This window comes from Bradyrhizobium sp. MOS002, from assembly GCF_003020115.1.
In the GTDB taxonomy this organism is placed as follows: domain Bacteria; phylum Pseudomonadota; class Alphaproteobacteria; order Rhizobiales; family Xanthobacteraceae; genus Bradyrhizobium.
Map to the genome: position 1 here is coordinate 184,848 of NZ_PYFX01000002.1, position 20,647 is coordinate 205,494.

At 65.6% G+C, this 20,647-nt stretch carries 18 protein-coding genes; 10 read left to right on the forward strand and 8 right to left on the reverse strand.

What is annotated here, in order from left to right; translation table 11 throughout:
• Nucleotides 1-13 precede the first annotated feature (13 nt).
• Both C7G41_RS05555 and C7G41_RS05560 read right to left on the reverse strand, forming a co-directional pair.
• Complete coding sequence (locus tag C7G41_RS05555; RefSeq protein ID WP_106941630.1) at nucleotides 14-931, reverse strand: PHB depolymerase family esterase; 918 nt, start codon at nucleotides 929-931, stop codon at nucleotides 14-16.
• Nucleotides 932-934: 3 nt separating this feature from the next.
• On the reverse strand, nucleotides 935-2,593 hold the full coding sequence (locus C7G41_RS05560; RefSeq protein ID WP_106942168.1) for an FAD-binding dehydrogenase: 1,659 nt from the start codon (nucleotides 2,591-2,593) through the stop codon (nucleotides 935-937).
• 295 nt (nucleotides 2,594-2,888) lie between these two features.
• Between C7G41_RS05560 and C7G41_RS05565 the strand changes: the two genes are divergently transcribed.
• The 5 genes from C7G41_RS05565 to C7G41_RS05585 all read left to right on the forward strand — a co-directional run bounded on the left by C7G41_RS05565 (nucleotide 2,889) and on the right by C7G41_RS05585 (nucleotide 7,178).
• The gene (locus C7G41_RS05565; protein WP_106941631.1) at nucleotides 2,889-3,410 is read left to right on the forward strand and encodes a hypothetical protein; all 522 of its coding nucleotides are present in this window, start codon (nucleotides 2,889-2,891) and stop codon (nucleotides 3,408-3,410) included.
• A gap of 108 nt (nucleotides 3,411-3,518) precedes the next feature.
• Entirely contained in the window at nucleotides 3,519-3,713 is a 195-nt protein-coding gene (locus C7G41_RS05570) for a hypothetical protein (protein WP_106941632.1), read from the forward strand.
• Nucleotides 3,714-3,737: 24 nt separating this feature from the next.
• Entirely contained in the window at nucleotides 3,738-4,328 is a 591-nt protein-coding gene (locus C7G41_RS05575) for an SCO family protein (RefSeq protein ID WP_106941633.1), read from the forward strand.
• 90 nt (nucleotides 4,329-4,418) lie between these two features.
• Complete coding sequence (locus tag C7G41_RS05580; protein WP_106941634.1) at nucleotides 4,419-5,354, forward strand: transporter substrate-binding domain-containing protein; 936 nt, start codon at nucleotides 4,419-4,421, stop codon at nucleotides 5,352-5,354.
• A gap of 180 nt (nucleotides 5,355-5,534) precedes the next feature.
• Nucleotides 5,535-7,178 (forward strand): lysine--tRNA ligase, encoded by a 1,644-nt coding sequence (locus C7G41_RS05585; protein ID WP_106941635.1) that lies wholly within the window; start codon nucleotides 5,535-5,537, stop codon nucleotides 7,176-7,178.
• A 192-nt stretch (nucleotides 7,179-7,370) separates the two neighbouring features.
• Here the strand turns inward: C7G41_RS05585 and C7G41_RS05590 are convergent, their stop codons facing one another.
• On the reverse strand, nucleotides 7,371-8,024 hold the full coding sequence (locus C7G41_RS05590; protein ID WP_106941636.1) for a helix-turn-helix transcriptional regulator: 654 nt from the start codon (nucleotides 8,022-8,024) through the stop codon (nucleotides 7,371-7,373).
• A gap of 289 nt (nucleotides 8,025-8,313) precedes the next feature.
• Here C7G41_RS05590 and C7G41_RS05595 point away from each other — a divergent pair, with 289 nt between their 5' ends.
• Together C7G41_RS05595 and C7G41_RS05600 are read left to right on the forward strand one after the other, a co-directional pair.
• Complete coding sequence (locus tag C7G41_RS05595) at nucleotides 8,314-8,658, forward strand: DUF952 domain-containing protein (RefSeq protein ID WP_106941637.1); 345 nt, start codon at nucleotides 8,314-8,316, stop codon at nucleotides 8,656-8,658.
• Nucleotides 8,655-9,752 carry a quinone-dependent dihydroorotate dehydrogenase gene (locus tag C7G41_RS05600; protein WP_106941638.1) on the forward strand — a complete coding sequence of 366 codons (1,098 nt, stop codon included), beginning with the start codon at nucleotides 8,655-8,657 and terminating at the stop codon, nucleotides 9,750-9,752. Before C7G41_RS05595 ends, C7G41_RS05600 begins: the two co-directional genes overlap by 4 nt.
• 131 nt (nucleotides 9,753-9,883) lie before the next feature.
• Here the strand turns inward: C7G41_RS05600 and C7G41_RS05605 are convergent, their stop codons facing one another.
• The 5 genes from C7G41_RS05605 to C7G41_RS05625 all read right to left on the reverse strand — a co-directional run bounded on the left by C7G41_RS05605 (nucleotide 9,884) and on the right by C7G41_RS05625 (nucleotide 15,478).
• Nucleotides 9,884-11,209: an MATE family efflux transporter gene (locus tag C7G41_RS05605; RefSeq protein WP_106941639.1), complete on the reverse strand. Its 1,326-nt coding sequence runs from the start codon at nucleotides 11,207-11,209 to the stop codon at nucleotides 9,884-9,886.
• A gap of 1 nt (nucleotide 11,210) precedes the next feature.
• Entirely contained in the window at nucleotides 11,211-11,945 is a 735-nt protein-coding gene (locus C7G41_RS05610; RefSeq protein ID WP_106941640.1) for an MBL fold metallo-hydrolase, read from the reverse strand.
• A 22-nt stretch (nucleotides 11,946-11,967) separates the two neighbouring features.
• Nucleotides 11,968-12,270: a DUF6460 domain-containing protein gene (locus C7G41_RS05615; RefSeq protein WP_199198201.1), complete on the reverse strand. Its 303-nt coding sequence runs from the start codon at nucleotides 12,268-12,270 to the stop codon at nucleotides 11,968-11,970.
• A 302-nt stretch (nucleotides 12,271-12,572) separates the two neighbouring features.
• Nucleotides 12,573-14,444: an ATP-dependent DNA ligase gene (locus C7G41_RS05620; protein WP_106941642.1), complete on the reverse strand. Its 1,872-nt coding sequence runs from the start codon at nucleotides 14,442-14,444 to the stop codon at nucleotides 12,573-12,575.
• A complete protein-coding gene (locus C7G41_RS05625; RefSeq protein ID WP_106941643.1) occupies nucleotides 14,441-15,478 on the reverse strand; it encodes a ligase-associated DNA damage response exonuclease in 1,038 nt (345 codons plus the stop codon). The genes C7G41_RS05620 and C7G41_RS05625 overlap by 4 nt, the downstream gene beginning before the upstream one ends.
• A 64-nt stretch (nucleotides 15,479-15,542) precedes the next feature.
• On the opposite strand from C7G41_RS05625, the gene C7G41_RS05630 reads away from it, so the two are divergent.
• From C7G41_RS05630 to C7G41_RS05640, 3 genes are all read left to right on the forward strand, one after another.
• Nucleotides 15,543-16,469 (forward strand): methyltransferase domain-containing protein, encoded by a 927-nt coding sequence (locus C7G41_RS05630; protein WP_106941644.1) that lies wholly within the window; start codon nucleotides 15,543-15,545, stop codon nucleotides 16,467-16,469.
• A gap of 114 nt (nucleotides 16,470-16,583) precedes the next feature.
• On the forward strand, nucleotides 16,584-17,813 hold the full coding sequence (locus C7G41_RS05635) for an ABC transporter substrate-binding protein (RefSeq protein ID WP_199198202.1): 1,230 nt from the start codon (nucleotides 16,584-16,586) through the stop codon (nucleotides 17,811-17,813).
• A 213-nt stretch (nucleotides 17,814-18,026) separates the two neighbouring features.
• The gene (locus tag C7G41_RS05640; RefSeq protein ID WP_106941646.1) at nucleotides 18,027-20,603 is read left to right on the forward strand and encodes a ligase-associated DNA damage response DEXH box helicase; all 2,577 of its coding nucleotides are present in this window, start codon (nucleotides 18,027-18,029) and stop codon (nucleotides 20,601-20,603) included.
• Nucleotides 20,604-20,647 lie beyond the last annotated feature (44 nt).

Here is a 20,647-nt window from a genome sequence, read left to right on the forward strand (position 1 = left end):
CATGCATCGCGCTTCAAGGAAACTGGCCGAAGAACGTCCAGATTGTCTCGGCGGCGTCGATGTCGCCGTTCTGCGATCCGAGCAAGCTGGCGGCGACCTTCGGGAAGCGGGCATCCGGCGAAAATCCGGGCATGCGGTGACCGCCTTGATTGATGCGATAAAGCACGACGTCGTGCCCCCCAGGACAGCGCGAGGAAATCCGTGTCACCGTGGACTGGTCTGCGGGCGCCCTGTCGGGCAAATCGGTCGTGTCGGCATTGTCGGTCTCGCAGCCGTTGAGCTTGCGCCAGAACGCAAGCGTCTCGTCGGTGGACCAGAACCCGTCTGCGGCATAATAGCTCGATCCGCGGCCGCCCTCGTAGGGGACCAGCGGATCGGCCGTGCCGTTCATCAGCAGCATCGGCAGCGGCCGCGACGGATGGCATGTGACTGCCGTCTCATCGGTGAGATTCATGCTCACGCTCGCGCCGGCAGCAAACAGATCAGCGCGGGCGCAGACCAGCGTCATCGCCATGGCGCCGCCGTTGGAGATGCCGGTGACATAAACGCGGCGAGGGTCGGCGGTGCCGCTCGCCACCAGCTTCTCGACGAGCTTTGCGATGAAGGCGACGTCGTCGGTGCCCGCGGGCGGGCCACGGAGCGCCGGTCCCGCCTTGGTCCTCGCATCGGCCCATGCGTGGTTGAGGCCATCGGGAAACACCACGGCAAACCCTTCGCGCTTTGCGACCTGCGGCCACGCCGTCCGCGTCATCATGTCGGCGCCGCGCTGGGTCTTGCCATGCAGCACGACCACGAGCGGCACGAGCCGCTTCGCCGGCAGTTGCACAGCGTAGGACCGCTTCACGCCGTCGATGTCGATCGTATCGGCGGACGCGCCCGAGGCGGCGGCCAATGCCGCAACAAACGCCGCGATGCGCATCCGCCGCCGCATGATCTAGCCCACCGCCTGCGCCGCGGCGCGGCCCGCATTGCGGCCCGAGAACAGGCAGCCGCCGAGGAATGTGCCTTCCAGCGAGCGATAGCCGTGCACGCCGCCGCCGCCGAAGCCGGCGGCTTCGCCCACCGCATAGAGGCCGGGGATGACGCTGCCCTCGTCGCCGAACACGCGCGAAGAGAGGTCGGTCTCGAAACCGCCCAAGGTCTTGCGGGTGAGGATGTTGAGCTTGACCGCGATCAGCGGCCCTTGCGCGGGATCGAGGATACGGTGAGGGGAGGCGGTGCGGATCAGCCTGTCGCCGATATAGCGCCGCGCATTGTGGATGTTCATCACCTGCGCATCCTTGACGTAAGGGTTGGCGATCTCCCGGTCGCGCGCCTCGATCTGCATCCTGATGTGCTCGAGCTTGAGGAGGTCGCTGCCGGCCAGCTTGTTCATGGCCGCAACGAGATCCTCGATCTTGTCGCGCACGATGAAGTCGACACCATGGCTTTTGAACGCTTCCACCGGCGCCGGCGCGCCCTTGTTGGTGGCGCGCTTGATCGTCATGCGCCAGCTCTTGCCGGTGAGGTCGGGGTTCTGCTCCGATCCCGACAGCGCAAACTCCTTCTTGATGATGCTCTGGGTCAGGATGAACCAGGAATAATCGTACCCGGTGGACATGATGTATTGGAGCTGGCCGAGCGTGTCGGAGCCGGGGAAGAGAGGCGCAGGCAAGCGCGTGCCGGTGGCGTCGAACCACATCGAGGAGGGTCCGGGCAGGATGCGGATGCCGTGGCGCGGCCAGATCGGTGACCAGTTCTGGATGCCTTCGACATAATGCCACATGCGGTCGCGGTTGATCAGCCGCGCGCCTGATGTCTCGGTGATGCCGATCATGCGGCCGTCGACATGCTCGGGCACGCCTGAGATCATGAATTTCGGCGGCGCGCCGAGCCGCTTCGGCCAATTCTGCCGCACCAGCTCGTGATTGCCGCCGATGCCGCCGGACGCCACGATCACGGCTTGCGCCTTCAACGCAAACTCACCGACGACATTGCGCGATGAGCTCTTGCCGCGCTCGACATTGTCGGCGGCGAGAATGGCGCCGCCGACGCCCTCCACCGTGCCGTTGGTGATCGAGAGCGCATCGACGCGATGGCGGAACCTGAAGCTCAGCCGGCCGCTTCTGACGGCCTCGCGCGCGCGGCGTTCGAACGGCTCGACGATGCCGGGCCCGGTGCCCCAGGTGACATGAAAGCGCGGCACCGAATTGCCGTGACCCATCGCGTCATAGCCGCCGCGCTCGGCCCATCCGACCACAGGGAAGATGCGATGGCCCATCGCGCGCAGCCAGGCGCGCTTCTCGCCGGCCGCGAACGCCACATAGGCCTCGGCCCATTGCCGCGGCCAGAAATCCTCGTCGCGGTCGAAGCCGGCGGTGCCGAGCCAGTCCTGCATCGCAAGGTCGAAGGAATCCTTGATGCCGAGCCGGCGCTGCTCCGGCGAATTAACCAGGAACAATCCGCCGAACGACCAGAACGCCTGGCCGCCGAGCGACTGCTCGCCCTCCTGATCGACCACGATCACGCGCTTGCCGGCGTCCGCGATCTCGGTTGCGGCCACGAGGCCCGACAGTCCGGCGCCGACAACGATGACGTCAGTCTCTTCAGCCATTTGTTCGGCCATGTGCTTCCCCCTCCATGTGTTTCCCCCTCCACAGGTTCCCCCCTGTAGTTGCCCGGGATTGAAGCCGCCGGTTGCAACTGAGATCAAGAGTATGGCGCGTAAGACATCGTTAACTTGTTCCACTTCGGGATAAAGTCCGTCTGAGTGCAGCGCCGGCGCAACACTGGATTTGAATTTGTTTTGACCGAGCCGGCATGCCTAGACAAAACCGCGGTTACGACAGACCCTAGCAGGGCATCACCACCTGACACGCAGATTCGAATTCGACTGGGGGCGGGGGACAATGAAGTTTCTGACGGGGTTGCTCGCGGCGGTTCTCCTGATCGCGGGCATGGGGGCTTCTCACGCGGTGGTTCGGATCGCGGATGACCGCGGCGGCCGGATCGGAACCTACGTCGACAAGTACCAGGACCTGCGCCAGTCCGGTGACACCGTCATCATCGACGGTCTCTGCGCCTCGGCCTGCACCATCGTCCTCGGCGCCATCCCGTCCGACCGGATCTGTGTGACCTCGCACGCCACGCTGGGCTTCCACGCCGCGTGGGATTTCGGCAGCAACGGCCGCGCCGTCACCAATTCCGAAGCAACCCAGATGCTCTATGCGATGTATCCGTCGCAGGTGAAGCGCTGGATCATGCAGCGCGGCGGCCTCACTCCGCACATGCTGTTCCTGAAGGGCAAGCAGCTCCAGGCCATGTACAAGCCCTGCTACCTGGACGCGCAGGCCTCGACCAACAAGCCGTCGCGCGGGCCACTCCCGCAAGCGGACCGGCTCGAATCCGCCCGGGGCCAGCTCCTGCACTGACATCCTCGGCCTGACGGGATTGTTTGCCAGCCAGCGGCGCCTTGCCCGCAGGCGGGTCAAAGCTTATCTGAACGCTCGGGAACTCCGGCCTTCACCCCGATCGTTGTCATGGCTCAACCACTGCACCCCGCCCATCCCGTATCGGACAATTCGCCCACTGCCGGCCGGATGCCGGTCGTGCTGCTGTTGGCGGGTGCTGGCGTCGGCGGCCTGGTCGTGCTCGGCGCGCTCGTGCTCTGGTTCCACTACGGCAGCCAGGTGTTCTTCGAAATGATCAGGACCGGCTTTGCCGCCTGCTTCTGACCTGCGACAGGAAATTTTCCGCCCATGAGCTCCGCCGCCCGTCCGCTGGTGATCGCGACCGCCTTCGCCGCAAGCCTCGTCCTCGGGCTCTTGATCGTATTCTGGGCCATGGGCGGGGTCAGCAAGGTGGCGCAGCCGGCCGCGATCGGCGGCCCGTTCCAGCTCACCGACCAGAACGGCAAGGCCGTCACCGACAAGAACCTGAAGGGCAAGCCGACCCTGATCTTCTTCGGCTACACCCATTGCCCCGATGTCTGCCCGACCTCGCTGTTCGAGATCTCGGAGGTGCTGCGTGCGATGGGCAAGGACGCCGACAAGGTCAATGCCGTCTTCATCTCGGTCGATCCCGAGCGCGATACGCAGGCCGCGATGAAGGACTATCTGTCGAGCTTCGATCCCCACCTCGAAGGCCTCAGCGGCGATCCCGACGCAATCGCCAACGTCATCAAGTCCTACCGGGTCTATGCCAAGAAGGTCCCGACCAAGGACGGCGACTACACCATGGACCACACCGCGCTGATCTATCTGATGGACCGCGACGGCCGCTTCGTCTCGCCGTTCAACCTGAAGCGCACGCCGGAAGAGGCCGCGGTGGAGTTGAAGCGGTATCTGTAGGCTCCTATTAGCCGCAATCCGCGCTCGCGTTCCCGGCCGGATGGGCTATAAGGCCCTCCGATCCCAACGAAATTCGTTCATTTTCAGCCGATGGCCCCATCGCAACAGGCGAAATCGTCCAAATCCGCCCGTGGCTTGCTGACCGGGCTGGTCGTCGGCGTTGGCCTGCTCGCGGGCCTGCCTGGCGCCAAGGCGCAGGCCCCGGCCAAGCAGCCCCCAGCGGCGCCGCAAGCCTCACCTCAGGTCGCGCCGCAAGCCGCTCCCCAGGCCGTACCGGGCTTCTGGGACCCGCGGCGGCGGCCGGAACGGCCGGACCTGTCGCGCCTGACCGTGATCCGCTTCCTGACCGAGACCGACTATCCGCCGTTCAACTACACCGGCGCCGACGGCAATCCGGCCGGCTTCAACGTCGATTTCGCCCGCGCGCTGTGCGAGGAGATCAAGGTCACCTGCACGGTGCAGATGCGCCGCTTCGAGACGCTGGTCGATGCGCTCGCCTCCAACCGGGGCGACGCCATCATCGCCTCGATGGCGGTGAGCCCGCAGCTCCGCGCCCGGGTCGACTTCACCGATCCCTATTACCGCGTGCCGGCGCGCTTCGCTTCGCGCAAGGACGCGGTGATGCCGGAGATCCGGCCTGAATATCTCGAGGGCAAGAAGGTCGGCGTCATCGCCGGCTCCGCGCATGAAGCCTATCTCAAGGCGATGTTCACCGACGCCGAGCTGCACCCCTATCCCAACGACGACGCCATGCGCGGCGCCTTGCGCAAGGGCGAGGTCGATTTCATCTTCGGCGACGCCATCGCGCTCGCGTTCTGGATCAACGGCACCGATTCCGGCGATTGCTGCGCCTTCTCCGGCGGCCCCTTCGTCGAGAGCCGTTTCTTCGGCGAAGGCATCGGCATCGCCGTGCGCAAGGGCAACGACGTGCTGCGCCAGGCCCTGAACTGGGCGATGTTCCGCGTCTGGGAAAAGGGCCGCTACACTGATTTGTGGCTGCGGTACTTCTCGGTGAGCCCGTTTTAGCTTCGCTGCCTCCTCGTCGTCATTGCGAGGAGCGTAGCGACGAAGCAATCCAAACTGCTTCTGCGGAAAGATTCTGGATTGCTTCGCTTCGCTCGCAATGACGGTGGGTGCGGTTGCCCACTCCGCAAAATTGCATTCTGCCCGGAAATCGCTATTTTCCGCGGCCCGGAGGCCCCTTAGATGTCCGTTATTGATCTTGCCGCGAACCCGAGCGATCTGCGTGCGCTCGCCGAACAATCCAACGCCTGGCCGTTCGAGCAGGCGAAGGCCATTGTCGCGCGGCTGAAGAAAAGCCCGAAGGACGAGGTGCTGTTCGAGACCGGCTACGGGCCATCGGGCCTGCCGCATATCGGCACCTTCGGCGAGGTCGCGCGCACCTCGATGGTGCGGCACGCCTTTCATGTGCTGACCGAGAACAAGATCAAGACGCGCCTGCTCGCGTTCTCCGACGACATGGACGGGTTTCGGAAAGTGCCCGACAACGTCCCCAACAAGGAGATGCTGGCCGCGCATCTCGGCAAGCCGCTGACGCGCGTGCCGGATCCGTTCTCCAACGAGTATCCGTCGTTCGGGCACCACAACAATGCGCGGCTGCGCGCCTTCCTCGATCATTTCGGCTTCGACTACGAATTCGCGAGCTCGACCGACTACTATACGTCCGGCCGATTCGACGCGACGCTGCTCAAGATGTTAGCTGCCTACGACAAGGTGATGGCGATCATCCTGCCGACGCTCGGACCCGATCGCCGCGCGACCTATTCGCCGTTCCTCCCGATCAGCAAGACCACGGGTGTCGTGCTGCAGGTGCCGATGATCCGCCGCGACGTTGCGGCCGGCACGGTGACCTATCTCGATCCCGATACCAACCAGGAAGTCGAGACGCCCGTCACCGGCGGCAACGTCAAGTGCCAGTGGAAGGCCGACTGGGCGATGCGCTGGGTCGCGCTCGGCGTCGACTACGAGATGGCCGGCAAGGATTTGATCGACTCGGTCAAGCTCTCCGGAGCGATCGCCAGGGCGCTCGGCGCCACGCCGCCGGAGGGCTTCAACTACGAGCTCTTCCTCGACGACAAGGGCCAGAAGATCTCGAAGTCGAAGGGCAACGGCCTCACCATCGACGAATGGCTGCGCTACGCTTCGCCGGAATCGCTGTCGCTGTTCATGTATCGCGAGCCGAAGGCGGCCAAGCGGCTGTATTTCGACGTCATCCCGCGCAACGTCGACGACTACCAGCAGTTCATCGACGGCTTTGCCAAGCAGGACGCCAGGCAGCAGCTCGGCAATCCGGTCTGGCATGTTCACAGCGGCCATCCGCCGAAGTTCGACATGCCCGTCACGTTCCAGCTCTTGCTGACGCTGGTGTCGTCGTCGAATGCGGAGAATGCCGAGACGCTGTGGGGTTTCATTGGCCGCTACCGGCCCGGCGTGAGCCCGCAAACGCATCCCAAGCTCGATGCGATGGTCGGCTATGCCATCAACTATTATCGCGACTTCGTCGCGCCGACGAAGACGTTCCGCGAGCCGACCGAGACCGAGCGCGCGGCGTTACAGGATCTGCGCGACGCGCTATCGCAGCTTCCGCAGGACGCATCGGCCGAGGACATCCAGAACGTCGTCTACGAGATCGGCCGCCGCGAGCCGTTCCTCGACCAGGTCAAGAAGGGCAAGGACGGCCGTCCCGGCGTGACACTCGACTGGTTCAACATGCTCTACCAGGTGCTGCTCGGCCAGGAAAAGGGCCCGCGCTTCGGCTCCTTTGTCGCGGTGTATGGCGTGCAGAACGCGGTGAACATGATCGACGGCGCGCTGGCGCGGAGTGCGTAGCGGTGTTGTAGGAACGGGATGTTTCCACAACGTCGTCCCGGCGAAGGCCGGGACCCGTACCGCGTGATCTATCGGGGAATGGCGGTCTTCGTACCGAAGGCTCAACTATGAGTTTTCGCCAAACTTCTCCCTGTGGTTATGGGTCCCGGCCTTCGCCGGGACGACACTGAGTGTATCGCGCAACCTATTTCCTCACTGGCTTGCCCACACGATCCTTGCGATCCACGCCAGCTCGCTCGCTGCCATCGTCCGCTCGACCTGCGTCGCATCGAGCGGCTGCAAATCCACAGCCTTTGCCGTGCGGCGCTTCAGCGTCGCCACCGTCACCGCGCCCGCCTTGCTCTTCACCACCACGCGATCCCCTTTTCGGATCGGCGCGCCGGGCGTGACCAGGATGATGTCGCCGTCGCGATAGGCGGGCGCAAGCGCTTCGCCGGACATCTGCAGCGCGAAGCTGTGGTTGCCCTCGGCGGCGGGAAGGGCAAATTCGGTCCAGCCCTTACCGGTGGGAAAGCCGGACTCGTCGAAGGCGCCGCTCGCGCTCGCCAGCGCGAAGCCGAGCAGCGGCACCGAGCGGCCGCCGCCCGCCTCGTCGCCGACCAGCCTGGCAAAGGTGTCGATCGAGGAATCTGCCGCCGCCAGCGCTTTCGCGATCGATTCGGTCGAGGGCCAGCGCTCGCGGCCGTCGGAGGTGACGCGCTTGGACTTGTTGAAGGTGGTTGGATCGAGCCCGGCGCGCTTGGCGAGGCCGGACGGTGACAGGCCGGCACGCTCCGCCAGCCGATCCAGCGCGCCCCAGATCTGGTCGTGAGAGAGCATCCTCTGCGCTTTGGCCTGTCTGACCATGGAAGGTCCAGCCCGTCGCAACTCAGGAAAACTATCCTCAAATCAATCGGTTTTCCGCTTTTCGCGCAAGGGGCGCGGTGAGCGTGTTTTCAAGCCAGGAGGATACCGGTTCGCGCCGGGAAACGCGTCAAAACAGGAATCTGGAGCCCGCTTCGATTTCATCGGAACGGAAAGGGCTCTAAGTCTTGAGTTCGGAAGGGGCGGCCATTACGGTCGCGCCCGGGTTGCAGGGACCCGCACGACCCAAAAACCCCAAAAGACTCAACGAGCAAACAGGGCTGCGTAAGCGGTGGTCAAGATCTACAAAATTTGCCCGGCCTCGGCCTGGCGCGAGGCGGAACGCGACGGTGTCTACCGCGGCAGCGCGGACGATTCGCGCGACGGATTCATCCATTTCTCCACCGCAGCCCAGGTTCCCGAGACCCTGCGCAAGCATTTTTTCGGGCAGCGCGCGCTGTTCCTGGTCGAGGTCGACGACACCGCGCTCGGCAGCGAATTGCGCTGGGAGCGTTCGCGCAATGAGGAGCTGTTTCCGCATCTCTATGGCGAGCTCGATATCGGCGCGGTGATTGCCGTGATGAACCTCAACACGCGCTCCGACGGCGGCCACGATGTTCCGGAGCTTGCCCCGTGATCCGCGCTTTCGACGCCCTCTCGCTGCCGGTGTTGCGCTGGCTCGATCCGGAGGATGCGCATCGCCTCGCGATCCAGGGCCTGCGCTTCCTGCCGCCGGGCAAGCCGCATGCTGACGATCCCAAGCTTGCTGTGCGTGCGTTCGGGCTCAACTTCCCCAATCCGATCGGCATGGCCGCGGGCTTCGACAAGAGCGCCGAAGTGCCGGATGCGCTGCTGCGGCTCGGCTTCGGCTTCGTGGAGATCGGCTCGGTGACGCCGAAACCGCAAAGCGGCAATCCGCGACCGCGGCTGTTTCGTCTGGAGCGCGACGAGGCCGTGATCAACCGCATGGGCTTCAACAATGACGGCGCGGAGACCGCACTGCGCCGGCTCGCGGCGCGCGCGCAGCACGGCGGCATCGTCGGCGTCAATGTCGGCGCCAACAAGGATTCACCCGATCGCGTCAATGATTACGTCAGGCTGATCGAGACCTTTGCGCCGGTCGCGAGCTATTTCACCGTCAACGTCTCCTCGCCGAACACGCCGGGCCTGCGCAATCTGCAGGAAGGCGCGCTGCTCGACGATCTCCTCGCCAGGGTGATCGATGCGCGCGAGCGGGCGCGGCAGAGCGCCGGCGACACGCCGGTGCTGCTCAAGATCGCGCCCGATCTCAGCCTCGCCCAGCTCGACGACGTCGTGCAGGTCGCGCGCTCGCGCCGGGTCGACGGCATGATCGTGTCGAACACCACGATCGCGCGGCCGAGCACGCTGCGCGAGGAAATGCGCGCGAAGGAGCAGGGCGGCCTGTCCGGCCGGCCGCTGTTCCGGCTGTCGACGCGGATGGTCGCCGAGACCTATGTGCGCGTCGAGGGCGCATTTCCGCTGATCGGTGTCGGCGGCGTGGATTCGGGCGGTGCCGCGCTGACGAAAATCCGCGCCGGGGCGAGCCTGATCCAGCTCTATTCCTCGCTGGTCTACAAGGGCCTCGGCCTCGTCGATGAGATCAAGCGCGACCTCGCCTCGACGTTGTTGCGCACGGGGCGGGATTCTCTCTCCGAGATCGTCGGCACCGACGCCGCCACGCTGACGGCGGAAGACTGGCCGGGGATGTGAGGCGGTCTCGTGCCCCGGATGCAGCGCAGCGCGTAGCGGTGCGCTGCTGATCCGGGGCCCATGTCGCGGCATTCTGGGTCCCGGCTCTGCGCAGCAGCGTTTCACGCTGCAGCGCGTCCGGGACACGAGAGCTACGATTTCGGAAACGTCTTCCGGTACAGCGCAGGATAGCGCGCGGCCTGCAAGCCGCCGCGCGAGACGTAGGAGGCGATCAGCGCGCTCCACAGCCCGGCATTGCCGAACGATTGCAGCGCCCACCATGTGGCGAGGAAGATCGCGAGCGAGGCCAGCATCAGATTGCGCATCTCGCGCGCCCAGGTCGCGCCGATATAGATGCCGTCGAAGCCGAAGGCGAACACGCCGGGAATGGGCGCGAGAACCACGAACGGCAGGAATTCCCGTGCGCCGCGACGGACGGCTTCGCTCGCCGTCATGAAATCGATCAAGTTCGGCCCGAACAGCGCGAACAGCGCGGACACGACCAGAGCGAAGCCGAGCCCCCATAGCAGCACCAGCCGGGTCGAATCCGCAAATCCCCTGGCGTCGCGCGCGCCGAGCGTGCGGCCGCAAAGCTGCTGGGCTGCGTTCGCAAGACCATCTAGGAAGAAGGCGCTGACCAGCAGAAAATTGTTGAGCACCGAATTGGCGGCCAGCGTGACGTCGCCGGAGCGCGCGCCCTTGGCGGTGAAGAACAGGAACACCGCGATCAGCGCCGCGGTTCGGATCAGGATGTCGGAATTCACCGCCAGCAGCCGCATCAGCTTGGCCCGGTCGAACAGCTCTGCGTACGGCACCGCGAACCCGCTGACCGCATAGCGGCGGCAGACGATCATGCCGAGCCCGAATCCGGCCGCTTCAGACAGCACCGCTGCGATCGCTGCACCCGCGATACCGGTATCGTAGACCAGCACCAGCAAAATCGTTGCCGCCGCGTTGACGAGATTGATGACAACCTGGAGGGCGAGCGCGGGATTGGCGCGGGCCTGGCCGACCAGCCAGCCGAGGATGACGTAATTGGCGAGCGCCAGTGGCGCCGACCAGATCCGGATCACGAAATAGGTCTTCGCTGCCCGCGTGACGCCTTCGCTGCCCCCCATCAGGTCGAACAGCACGGCGGCCAGCGGCAGTTGCAGCGCGATCAGTGCTACGCCGATCAGGCCGGCGACGATGAAGCCGCGCACCAGGATCGCGGTCAGCTCGCGCGTCTCGCCGGCGCCGAGCGCCTGCGCCGTGAAGGCGAGCGTGCTCATGCGCAGGAAGCCGAACAGCCAGAACAGGCAATCGAAGATGACGGACGCGATGGCGACGCCGCCGAGCAGCGCGGCGTCGTCCAGCCGTCCGATCGCGGTGGTCGAGACCACGCCGATCAGTGGCGTGGTGAGGTTCGCGATCATAGCCGGGCCTGCGATGGCGAAGACCTGACGGGAGCCGATCTTCAAGTGAACGGGTGCGTGCATGTCAGAACACGAGCACCATGCCGTCTTCGGCGGCGAGATGCGCGATCTCGTCGAGGCGCGACAGCACGTCTTCGCTCATATGGGTGAGGACAAGGCGTTTTGCGCCGATTTCGGGAAGATGCTGTTCCAAGGTCTTCAGGCTGAGATGATTCTTGACCACCTTCTCGTACATATAGGCTTCGGCGATGAAAAGGTCCGCGCCATGCGCCAGCGGAATGAGCGTCTCCGTCCATTCGGTGTCGGCGCTGTAGGCCAGCGTGCGGCCCTCGGCTTCGAGGCGATAGGCGAGGAACGGTCCGCCGGATTCGCCGTGCACGACCCGATAGGGCGTCACCGTCACCGCGCCGAAGCTTTGGCTCTGCTCCGGCGCGAGCTCGACGACGGACAGCTCGAAGCGCTGTTTCGTCTTGGAGGAGTGCTCGAACAGCGCCTCCATCACCTCACGCAGCCGCGTCTCGATGCCTTTGGGGCCGGCGATCGTGAGCGGCCGCGTCCGCCGCGAGAATTGCGCGTCGAGCAGAAAGAACGGCAGCCCGGCAAAATGGTCGCCGTGGAAATGCGTGATCAGGATGAGATCGATGTCATTGCGGTCGATCTCGAGTCGCTTCAGCGCCGGCAGAGCCGACGCGCCGCAATCGATCAGGAAGTTGGCTTCGCGCCCCGAGACGTGGAAGCAGGTGTTGAGCCTGCCACCGGATCCGAAGGCGTCGCCGCAGCCGACAAAGCGCAATTGCATCGGCGGCTCGCTCCCAAATCCTTTACCTGCGCGGTGCGCCGAAAACGCGCATCAGCAGCCAGATCGGAATCACGATGACGGCGCCGAGCAGGAAGTAGCGCCACAGCCAGTTCACGGTATCGAAGCCGAGATCCCACAAACGCTGGAACAGAAGACGAATGCTTAAGATGATATTCCAGGGGTCGAAGCCGATCGCCGCCAGCACGACGCCGACGAGGATCGAGAGCAGGACCAGGCGAAACGCGACCGCCAGCGGCGAGCCGCCGAGAAAGCGGTGCAGGCCGTCACTGCGGCCGGCCGGCAAATCTCTGACGTCTTGGACCATCTCAAACTCCTCAGGGGATTCGACCCTATCATAGGGCACGGCGGGGGACATGGGGAACCTGCAACGGGGCGTCAATCGGCTTACGGGATTTTAATTCGGGTAGCGCTGGGGCGCTTCGGTTGTAGGCGATCGTGCCGCTGGTTCGGTGCAACCTCGCCCGCTTGCGGGAGAGGTCGGCGCGGAGCGCCGGGTGAGGGTTCTCGCCTCTGGGGGATTGTCCCGTTGCGGAGACACCCTCTCCCCAGCCCTCTCCCGCAAGCGGGCGAGGGGGCTCACCGACTTCGGGGCGCGATCGTGCGCCTTCATGCCTCCGCCGCCTCCGCTTTCAGCATCTTTTCCAGCGTTTCCAGCCGGTCGGCCTCCCGCGGCGGCTTGTCCCAGCGCAGCCGGCTGATGCGGGGAAAGCGCATCGCGACGCCGGATTTGTGCCGCGGCGAGCGCTGCAACCCCTCGAAGGCGACCTCCAGCACCAACCCCTTGTCCGGCTCGTGCACGACGTGGCGGACGGGGCCGAATTTTTCCGTGGTGTTGCGACGCACGAAACGGTCGATCTGGAGTAGCTCCTCGTCAGTGAAGCCGAAATAGGCTTTTCCGACCGGCACCAGCTCGTCGCTGCCCGCGCCTGCGGTCCAAACGCCAAAGGTGTAGTCGGAATAGTAGGACGAGCGCTTGCCGTGGCCACGCTGCGCATACATCAGCACGGCGTCGATGATGTGCGGATCGCGCTTCCACTTCCACCACTGTCCCTTCGGCCGTCCCGGCAGATAGGGTGCATCGCGCCGCTTCAGCATCACGCCCTCGACGGCGTCCGCGTCCTCGCCCGCACCGGCGCTCGCGGGATCGGCGCGTGCGGCGGTGAGTGCGTCCCAGCTTGCGAACGGCACCGTGGGCGAGAGATCGATGCGGGGATCGTCGAGCTTGCCGATAAAGGTCTCCAGCCGTTCGCGGCGCTCCGCAAAAGGCAGCTCGCGCAAATCGTTCTCGTCGTCGCCGAGCAGGTCGTAGGCGCGCAGATGAATCGGAAACTCCTTGATCAGCTTCGGAGACACGACCTTGCGGTTGAGCCGCTGTTGCAGAACGTTGAAACTCTGCACGCGCCCTTCGCGCAGGATCAGAAGCTCGCCGTCGATGGCGCCGGGTAGCCGCAACGATGGCACGAGGTCCGGAAAGCTGCCCGTGATATCCTCGCCGGTGCGCGAATAGAGCCGCGCGGCGATGTGGCCGTGCTCGTCGCGGCCGGCGACCGCCTGCACGCGGATGCCGTCCCATTTCCATTCGGCGATGTACTCGGCGGGATCGAGCGCGGCGAAATCGGTGTCCTCGATCGCATGCGCCAGCATCACCGGGCGAAACGGGGCGGGATCGCGATTGACCGGCTTGTCGCCGCGGCCTTCCAGCCAGGCGAACAGATCGAGATAGGGTGGGGCGAGACCCGGCCAAATCAGCTCGACCTCATGCGGGTCCTTGTCGCCGAGTGCCGCGGCCGCGGTCTTGGCGAGCCGCGCGGAGATGCCGATGCGCAACGCGCCGGTGACGAGCTTGAACAGCGCCCAGCGGCCGGTCTCATCCAGCTCGTCGAGCCAGCGCTCGAGTTGCTTCGGCAGCTCGGTCTTGCCGAGCGTGCGCAGCGTGGTGACGACCTCGGTCAGCGTCGGCGGCGGTGGGTTGTTGTGGTTGGCTGGGTGAGCGGATTCATTGGCATCTCGCCCGCGGTACTCCCCTCCCTGACCCTCCCCCACAAGGGGGGAGGGAACGGTGAGGCTCGTGCGTCGATCACTTTGGGAATCGCTGTTAGTTGTCGTGCTCACCGACAGCGGCGCGCGCAACTGCGCTCCCTCCCCCCTTGTGGGGGAGGGTTGGGGAGAGGGGTGGCTCGGCAAAGACTCGCCATTACCGAGCCCCCGCCTCGGCCACATCAGCGCCACCGTTTCCGAGAGATCACCGACATAGTCGTAACTGAGCCCGAACAGCACCGGGTCGGTGCGCGACGCGATCAGGTCGCGGATCAGCGCGGGCTTGGCGTGCTTGAAACTCAGGGCGCCGGTCAGCGCGGCCAGCGCGTAGCCGCGATCGGGATCGGCGACCTCGCGAAAATAGCCGGTGATCAGCCGCAGCTTGTTGTTGCGGCCGGGCTCGTAGGCGAGGCGGTCGAGAAGTTCGGCGAAGCGGTTCATGCGTCCGCCTCGTCAGCGAGGGGCGTCTCGGTCTCCTCCTCGTCGCCGTAGCCGACCAGATCGAGCGGCCGTGCCCGCAAGCCCTTGCTTTGGCACCAATGCACCAGCGCGTCTTCCTGGCCGTGGGTGACCCAGATCTCGCCAGCGCCGGTCGCCGCGATCGTGGCGGTGAGGCCGTCCCAATCGGCGTGATCCGAAATCACCAGCGGCAGCTCGATGCCGCGTTGCCGCGCGCGGGCGCGCACCCGCATCCAGCCGGAGGCGAATGCCGTGACGGGATCGGGAAACCGCCGGGTCCAGAGATCGGACGTCGCGGAGGGCGGCGCCAGCGTGATGGTGCCGGCAAGTGCCGCCTTCTTGACGCCCTTGACCGGCCGCAACTCGCCGAGCTCGATCCCGCGGCTCTGGTAGTAATGCGTGATCTTCTCCATCGCGCCGTGCAGATAGATCGGAGCGTCGTAACCCGCCTGGCGCAGCAGCGCGATCACGCGCTGCGCCTTACCGAGCGAATAGGCGCCGACGAGATGCGCGCGCTCCGGAAACAGCGTCACCGACGCCAGCAGCTTCTTGATCTCGTCGGCCGCATCGCCATGACGAAACACCGGCAGGCCAAACGTCGCCTCGGTGATGAAGACGTCGCAGAATACCAGCTCGAACGGCGTGCAGGTCGGATCGGGCGCATCCTTGTAGTCGCCGGAGGCGACGATGCAGGTGTCCTTGCAGGTGACTGCGACCTGCGCCGATCCGAGCACATGGCCGGCCGGGTGAAACTTGACGCGGACATCGCCGAGCCGGATCTCCTCGCCATAACGGATCGCCTGCATCGAGCCGGCGAAATTCTCGCCATAGCGCAGCCGCATCATGTCCAGCGTTTCCTGCGTCGCCAGCACCGCGCCGTGGCCGGCGCGGGCATGATCGGAATGGCCGTGGGTGATCACGGCCCGCTCGACCGGGCGGACAGGGTCGATATGGAAGCCGCCCGGCTTGCAGCATAGGCCGGCGGCAACGGGCAGCAGGATGTCTTGCGGACGCATGCCTGTTATATAGGTTGCGACCCCGCATCTTCGAGTCATCACCGCTTCGTTCCCTGGTTCCCCAATGCCCCTGCGCCTGTTCCTGACTTCCGGCGATCTCATGGCCGACCGCCGCTTCGAGTTCGCGCGCGACCTCCAGCTCAAGGGCGATCTGGCGGCCGCGGCCGATCTGCTGGAGCAGACCATCGAGCTTGCGCCGAATTTCACCTCGGCCTGGTTCACGCTCGGCGAAATCCGCGCGCAACTCGGCGAGCGCGACAAGGCCATTGCGGCCTTTCGCAAATCGCGCGAGTCCGATCCAAGCGATCAGCATGGCGCCCATTTGCATCTGATACGGCTCGGCGACGCGCAATTGTCCGAGATGCCCAAGGCCTATGTGCAGGCCTTGTTCGATCAATACGCGCCGCGCTTCGAGCACGTGCTGATCAACGATCTCGGCTATCGCGCCCCGTCGCTGATCTTCAAGGCGGTGGTGGCTGCCCGCGTCGCCGCGAAGAAGCCTGCCCTCTTCAAGCGCGCCATTGATCTCGGCTGCGGTACGGGGCTCGCGGCCGCCGCCTTCGCAAAACAGGTCGACCAGTTCATCGGCATCGATCTGTCGCCCGGCATGGTCAAGGAGGCGCGCGCAACGGGCCTCTATGCCGAGCTCGAAATCGCCGACATGATCGAAGGCCTGCGCGCCAGGAGTGACTCGAGTGCAAACCTCGTCGTCGCAGCGGACGCGTTCGTCTATCTCCCCGATCTCGCCCCGGTGCTCGGCGAAGCCAGGCGCGTGCTTGCGCCCGGTGGCGTGCTTGCGTTCACGCTGGAGACCCACGACGGCAGCGGCATCGTTCTCGGCGAAGGCCTGCGCTATGCCCATTCGGCGGAATATGTGCGCGATGCGATGGCGAAGGCCGGCCTGAAGCTCCTCACGTTGGAGCAGGCCTCGCCACGCATCGAGAACAACGAGCCGGTGCGCGGCCTCGTCGCGGTCGCCGAGAAAACTTGAGTCTAGGCGCTATACGCGGCGCTTTAAGCGTCATTGCGACGCAAAGCCGTGACTTCCCACTTGCGAGCCGTGCGGCGATGCCAGCACAATGTCCTCGCTAGGGAGAAACAAATAATGACCAGGAATCCATCGCGGCGCGATTTCAGCGCCGCAGCGCTCGCCACCATCGCGGCATCCACCTTGCCCGCGCCCTACGTCTGGGCCGCGGAGAAGAAATACGATGCCGGCGCCAGCGACACCGAGATCAAGATCGGGCAGACCGTGCCGCATTCCGGCCCCGGCTCGCTCTACGGCGTGCTCGGGCGCATCGGCGAAGCCTATTTCCAGATGCTGAACGAGAAGGGCGGCATCAACGGACGCAAGGTGAAATTCCTCACCATGGACGATGCCTACAGCGCGCCGAAATGCGTCGAGGCAACGCGGCGCCTGGTCGAGCAGGAGGAGGTGCTCGCGCTCTACGGTTCGCTCGGCACCGCGCCGCAGACCGCCGTGCACAAATACCTGAACTCGAAGGGCGTGCCGCAGCTGCTGCTCAACACCGGCGCGTCGAAGTGGAATAACCCGAAAGAGTTCAAATGGACGATGGCGGGCCTGCCACTCTATCCGACCGAGGCGCGCATCCTGGCGCGGCACGTCGTCAGCGTGAAGCCGAACGCCAAGGTCGGCATCCTCTACCAGAACGACGATTTCGGCCGTGACTTCCTCGGCCCCTTCAAGAAGGTTCTGGAAGATGCCGGCGGCACCGCAAAGGTGATCATGGAGCAGACCTACGATCTGACCGATCCGACCGTCGATTCCCAGCTCATCAACCTCTCGAAGTCGGGTGCGGACGTCTTCTACAACATCTCCACCGGCAAGGCCTCGTCGCAGTCGATTCGGAAAGTGGCCGAGCTCGGCTGGAAGCCGCTGCAACTGTTGTCGGCCGGCTCGACCGGCCGCTCGATCCTCAATGCCGCGGGCCTGGAGAACGCCGCCGGCATCGTCGCCATCCGCTACAACAAGGAAGTCGGCCTGCCCAAATGGGAGAAGGACCCCGACGTGATGGCGTTCGAGGAGCTCCGCAAGAAGTACACGCCGGCGATCGATCAGGACAACACCATCGCCTTCGCCGGCTACGGCCAGGCCGTCACCATGGGCGAGATCCTGCGCCGCTGCGGCGACGAGCTCACCCGCGCCAACGTGCTGAAGCAGGCCTCCAACCTCAAAGGCTTCCACTCGCCTTATTTCCTCGACGGCGTCACCTACGACTACACGCCTGAGGACTACACGCCGATGAAGACGCTCTTCATCTCCACCTTCACCGGCAAGGACTGGGACATCTCCGACAAGCCGATGTCGGAGTAGGGGAGCGCACCGCTGTCTCTTCCCCTCTCCCCGCGCGCGGGGAGAGGGTAGGGTGAGGGGGAGCCTCCGCGGGGACGGAGGCAGTTGGACTCGCGGAGGCTCCCCCTCACCCGGAATCCACGCTGCGCGCGCATTCCGGCCTCTCCCCGCAAGCGGGGAGAGGCGAAGTAAGCCCCCTCGACGAACCCACCCCCACGGCTTACCTGTGATGCCGTGCCGCCCCGCATCCGCAAAATCCCGGCCGAGCCTGCCGCGCTGTTGCCCGACCACTTCAAGGCGTGGTTCGCAGCCCGCGGCTGGTCGCCGCGCGCGCATCAATTGGCGCTGCTGGAGAAGGCGCGCGAGGACCGTTCCGCGCTGCTGATCGCGCCCACCGGCGCCGGCAAGACGCTGGCGGGGTTTCTGCCGACGCTGGTGGAGCTGAGCTCCGCGCCCGCAGTCTCGACAAAATCGGTCGTCTCCACCGGCCGCACCCTGCAACGCACCGGCGGCCTGCACACCCTCTACATCTCGCCGCTCAAGGCGCTCGCCGTCGATATCGCGCGCAACCTCGAGCGTCCCGTCGCCGAGATGGGGCTGCCGATCAAGATCGAGACCCGCACCGGCGACACGCCAACATCGCGGCGGCAGCGGCAGCGGCGCTATCCGCCGGACATTTTGCTGACGACGCCGGAACAGCTTGCGCTGCTGCTGTCTTCCGACGACGCGCCGTTCCTGTTCTCGTCGCTGAAGCGCATCGTGCTCGACGAGCTGCATGCGCTGGTGACTTCCAAGCGCGGCGACCTTCTCTCGCTCGGCCTTGCGCGGCTGTGGCGATTGGCGCCGCAGATGCGGGCGATCGGCCTGTCGGCGACCGTGGCCGAGCCTGAATCGCTGGCGCGCTTCCTGGTGCCGCAGCCCGGCGGCAAGGAAGCGGCCGCCGACATTGTCCTCGCCGGCGGCGCGGCACCGCCGCTGGTCGAAATGATGGACACGCGCGAGCGCCTGCCCTGGGCCGGCCACAGCGCGCGCCATGCGCTTCCCGAGATCTACGAGCTGATCAAGGCGAACAAGACCACGCTGGTTTTCGTCAACACCCGCAGCCAGGCCGAGATGCTGTTCCAGAATCTCTGGAGCATGAACGACGACAACCTTGCCATCGCCCTGCATCACGGCTCGCTCGACGTCGCCCAGCGACGCAAGGTCGAGGACGCCATGTCGGCGGGCAAACTGCGCGGCGTGGTCTGCACCTCTTCGCTCGATCTCGGCGTCGACTGGGGCGACGTCGATCTCGTCGTCAATATCGGCGCGCCCAAGGGTTCCTCGCGCCTGATGCAGCGCATCGGCCGCGCCAACCACCGGCTCGACGAAGCCTCGCGCGCGGTGCTGGTGCCGGCGAACCGTTTCGAGGTGCTGGAGTGCCGCGTCGCGATCGACGCCATCGCGGAGAATGCGCAGGACACGCCGCCGCTGCGGATCGGTGCACTCGACGTGCTGGCCCAGCACGTGCTCGGCTGCGCCTGCGGCGAGCCGTTTTTTTCCGACGAGCTCTACGACGAGGTGCGCACCGCCGCACCCTACGCCGATCTCACGCGGCAGGATTTCGACGACGTGGTCGATTTCGTTGCTTCCGGCGGCTACGCGCTGAAGACCTATGAGCGCTTCGCGCGCATCAAGCAGGACAAGGAGGGGCGCTGGCGCGTCGCCAATCCGAAGGTGCGGCAGAGCTACCGGATGAATGTCGGCACCATCGTCGAGGACGACATGCTGAAGGTGCGGCTGGTGCGCTCGCGCGGCGGTGGTCAAGGAAAAGCAGGCGGGTCGACAGGCGTGATCGCGCGCGGCGGCAGGCTGCTCGGCGAGATCGAGGAAGCCTTCATCGAAGGCCTTTCGCCCGGCGACACCTTCGTGTTCTCAGGCGAGGTGGTGCGCTACGAGACCCTGGTCGAGGATCAGGTCTATGTCTCGCGCGCCAACGACAAGGACCCGAAAGTGCCGTCCTATATGGGCGGCAAGTTTCCGCTCTCGACCTATCTTGCCGAACGCGTCCGCCGCCTGCTCGATGACGGGCGCGCCTGGGGCGCCTTGCCGGAGCAGGTGCGCGACTGGCTGTCGCTGCAAAAGGACGTCTCGCGCGTGCCGGCGGTGCGCGAGCTGCTGGTCGAGAGTTTTCCCCGCGCCAACAAGCATTACATCGTCTGCTACCCCTTCGAGGGCCGTCTCGCGCACCAAACGCTCGGCATGCTGTTGACGCGCCGGCTGGAGCGCGCCCGCGCCCGGCCGCTGGGCTTCGTCGCCAACGAATACGCGATCGCGGTGTGGGCGCTCGGCGACATGTCCTTGATGATCCGGGACGGCAGGATCGACCTCGACGCGCTGTTCGACCCCGACATGCTCGGCGACGATCTCGAGGCGTGGCTTGCCGAATCCGCGCTGATGAAGCGCACGTTCCGCAATTGCGCGATCATCTCCGGCCTGATCGCGCGCCGGCACACCGGCGAGGAGAAGAGCCGCCGCCAGGTGCTGTTCTCGACCGATCTCGTCTACGACGTCCTGCGCAAGCACCAGGCCGATCACGTGCTGTTGCGCGCCGCCCGCGCCGATGCCGCCACCGGGCTGCTCGATCTGCGCCGGCTCAGCGACATGCTCACCCGCATCCAGGGTCGCATCACGCACCGGGAACTCGACCGTGTCTCGCCGCTCGCCGTCCCCGTGATGCTGGAAATCGGCCGCGAGTCAGTCTATGGCGAAGCTGGAGACGAGCTCCTGGCGGAGGCCGCCGACGAGCTCGTCAAAGAGGCGATGGGATAAGAGCAGGTTTGACGTGGGGGCAGGCGCGCTGGTTTCAGGGGATG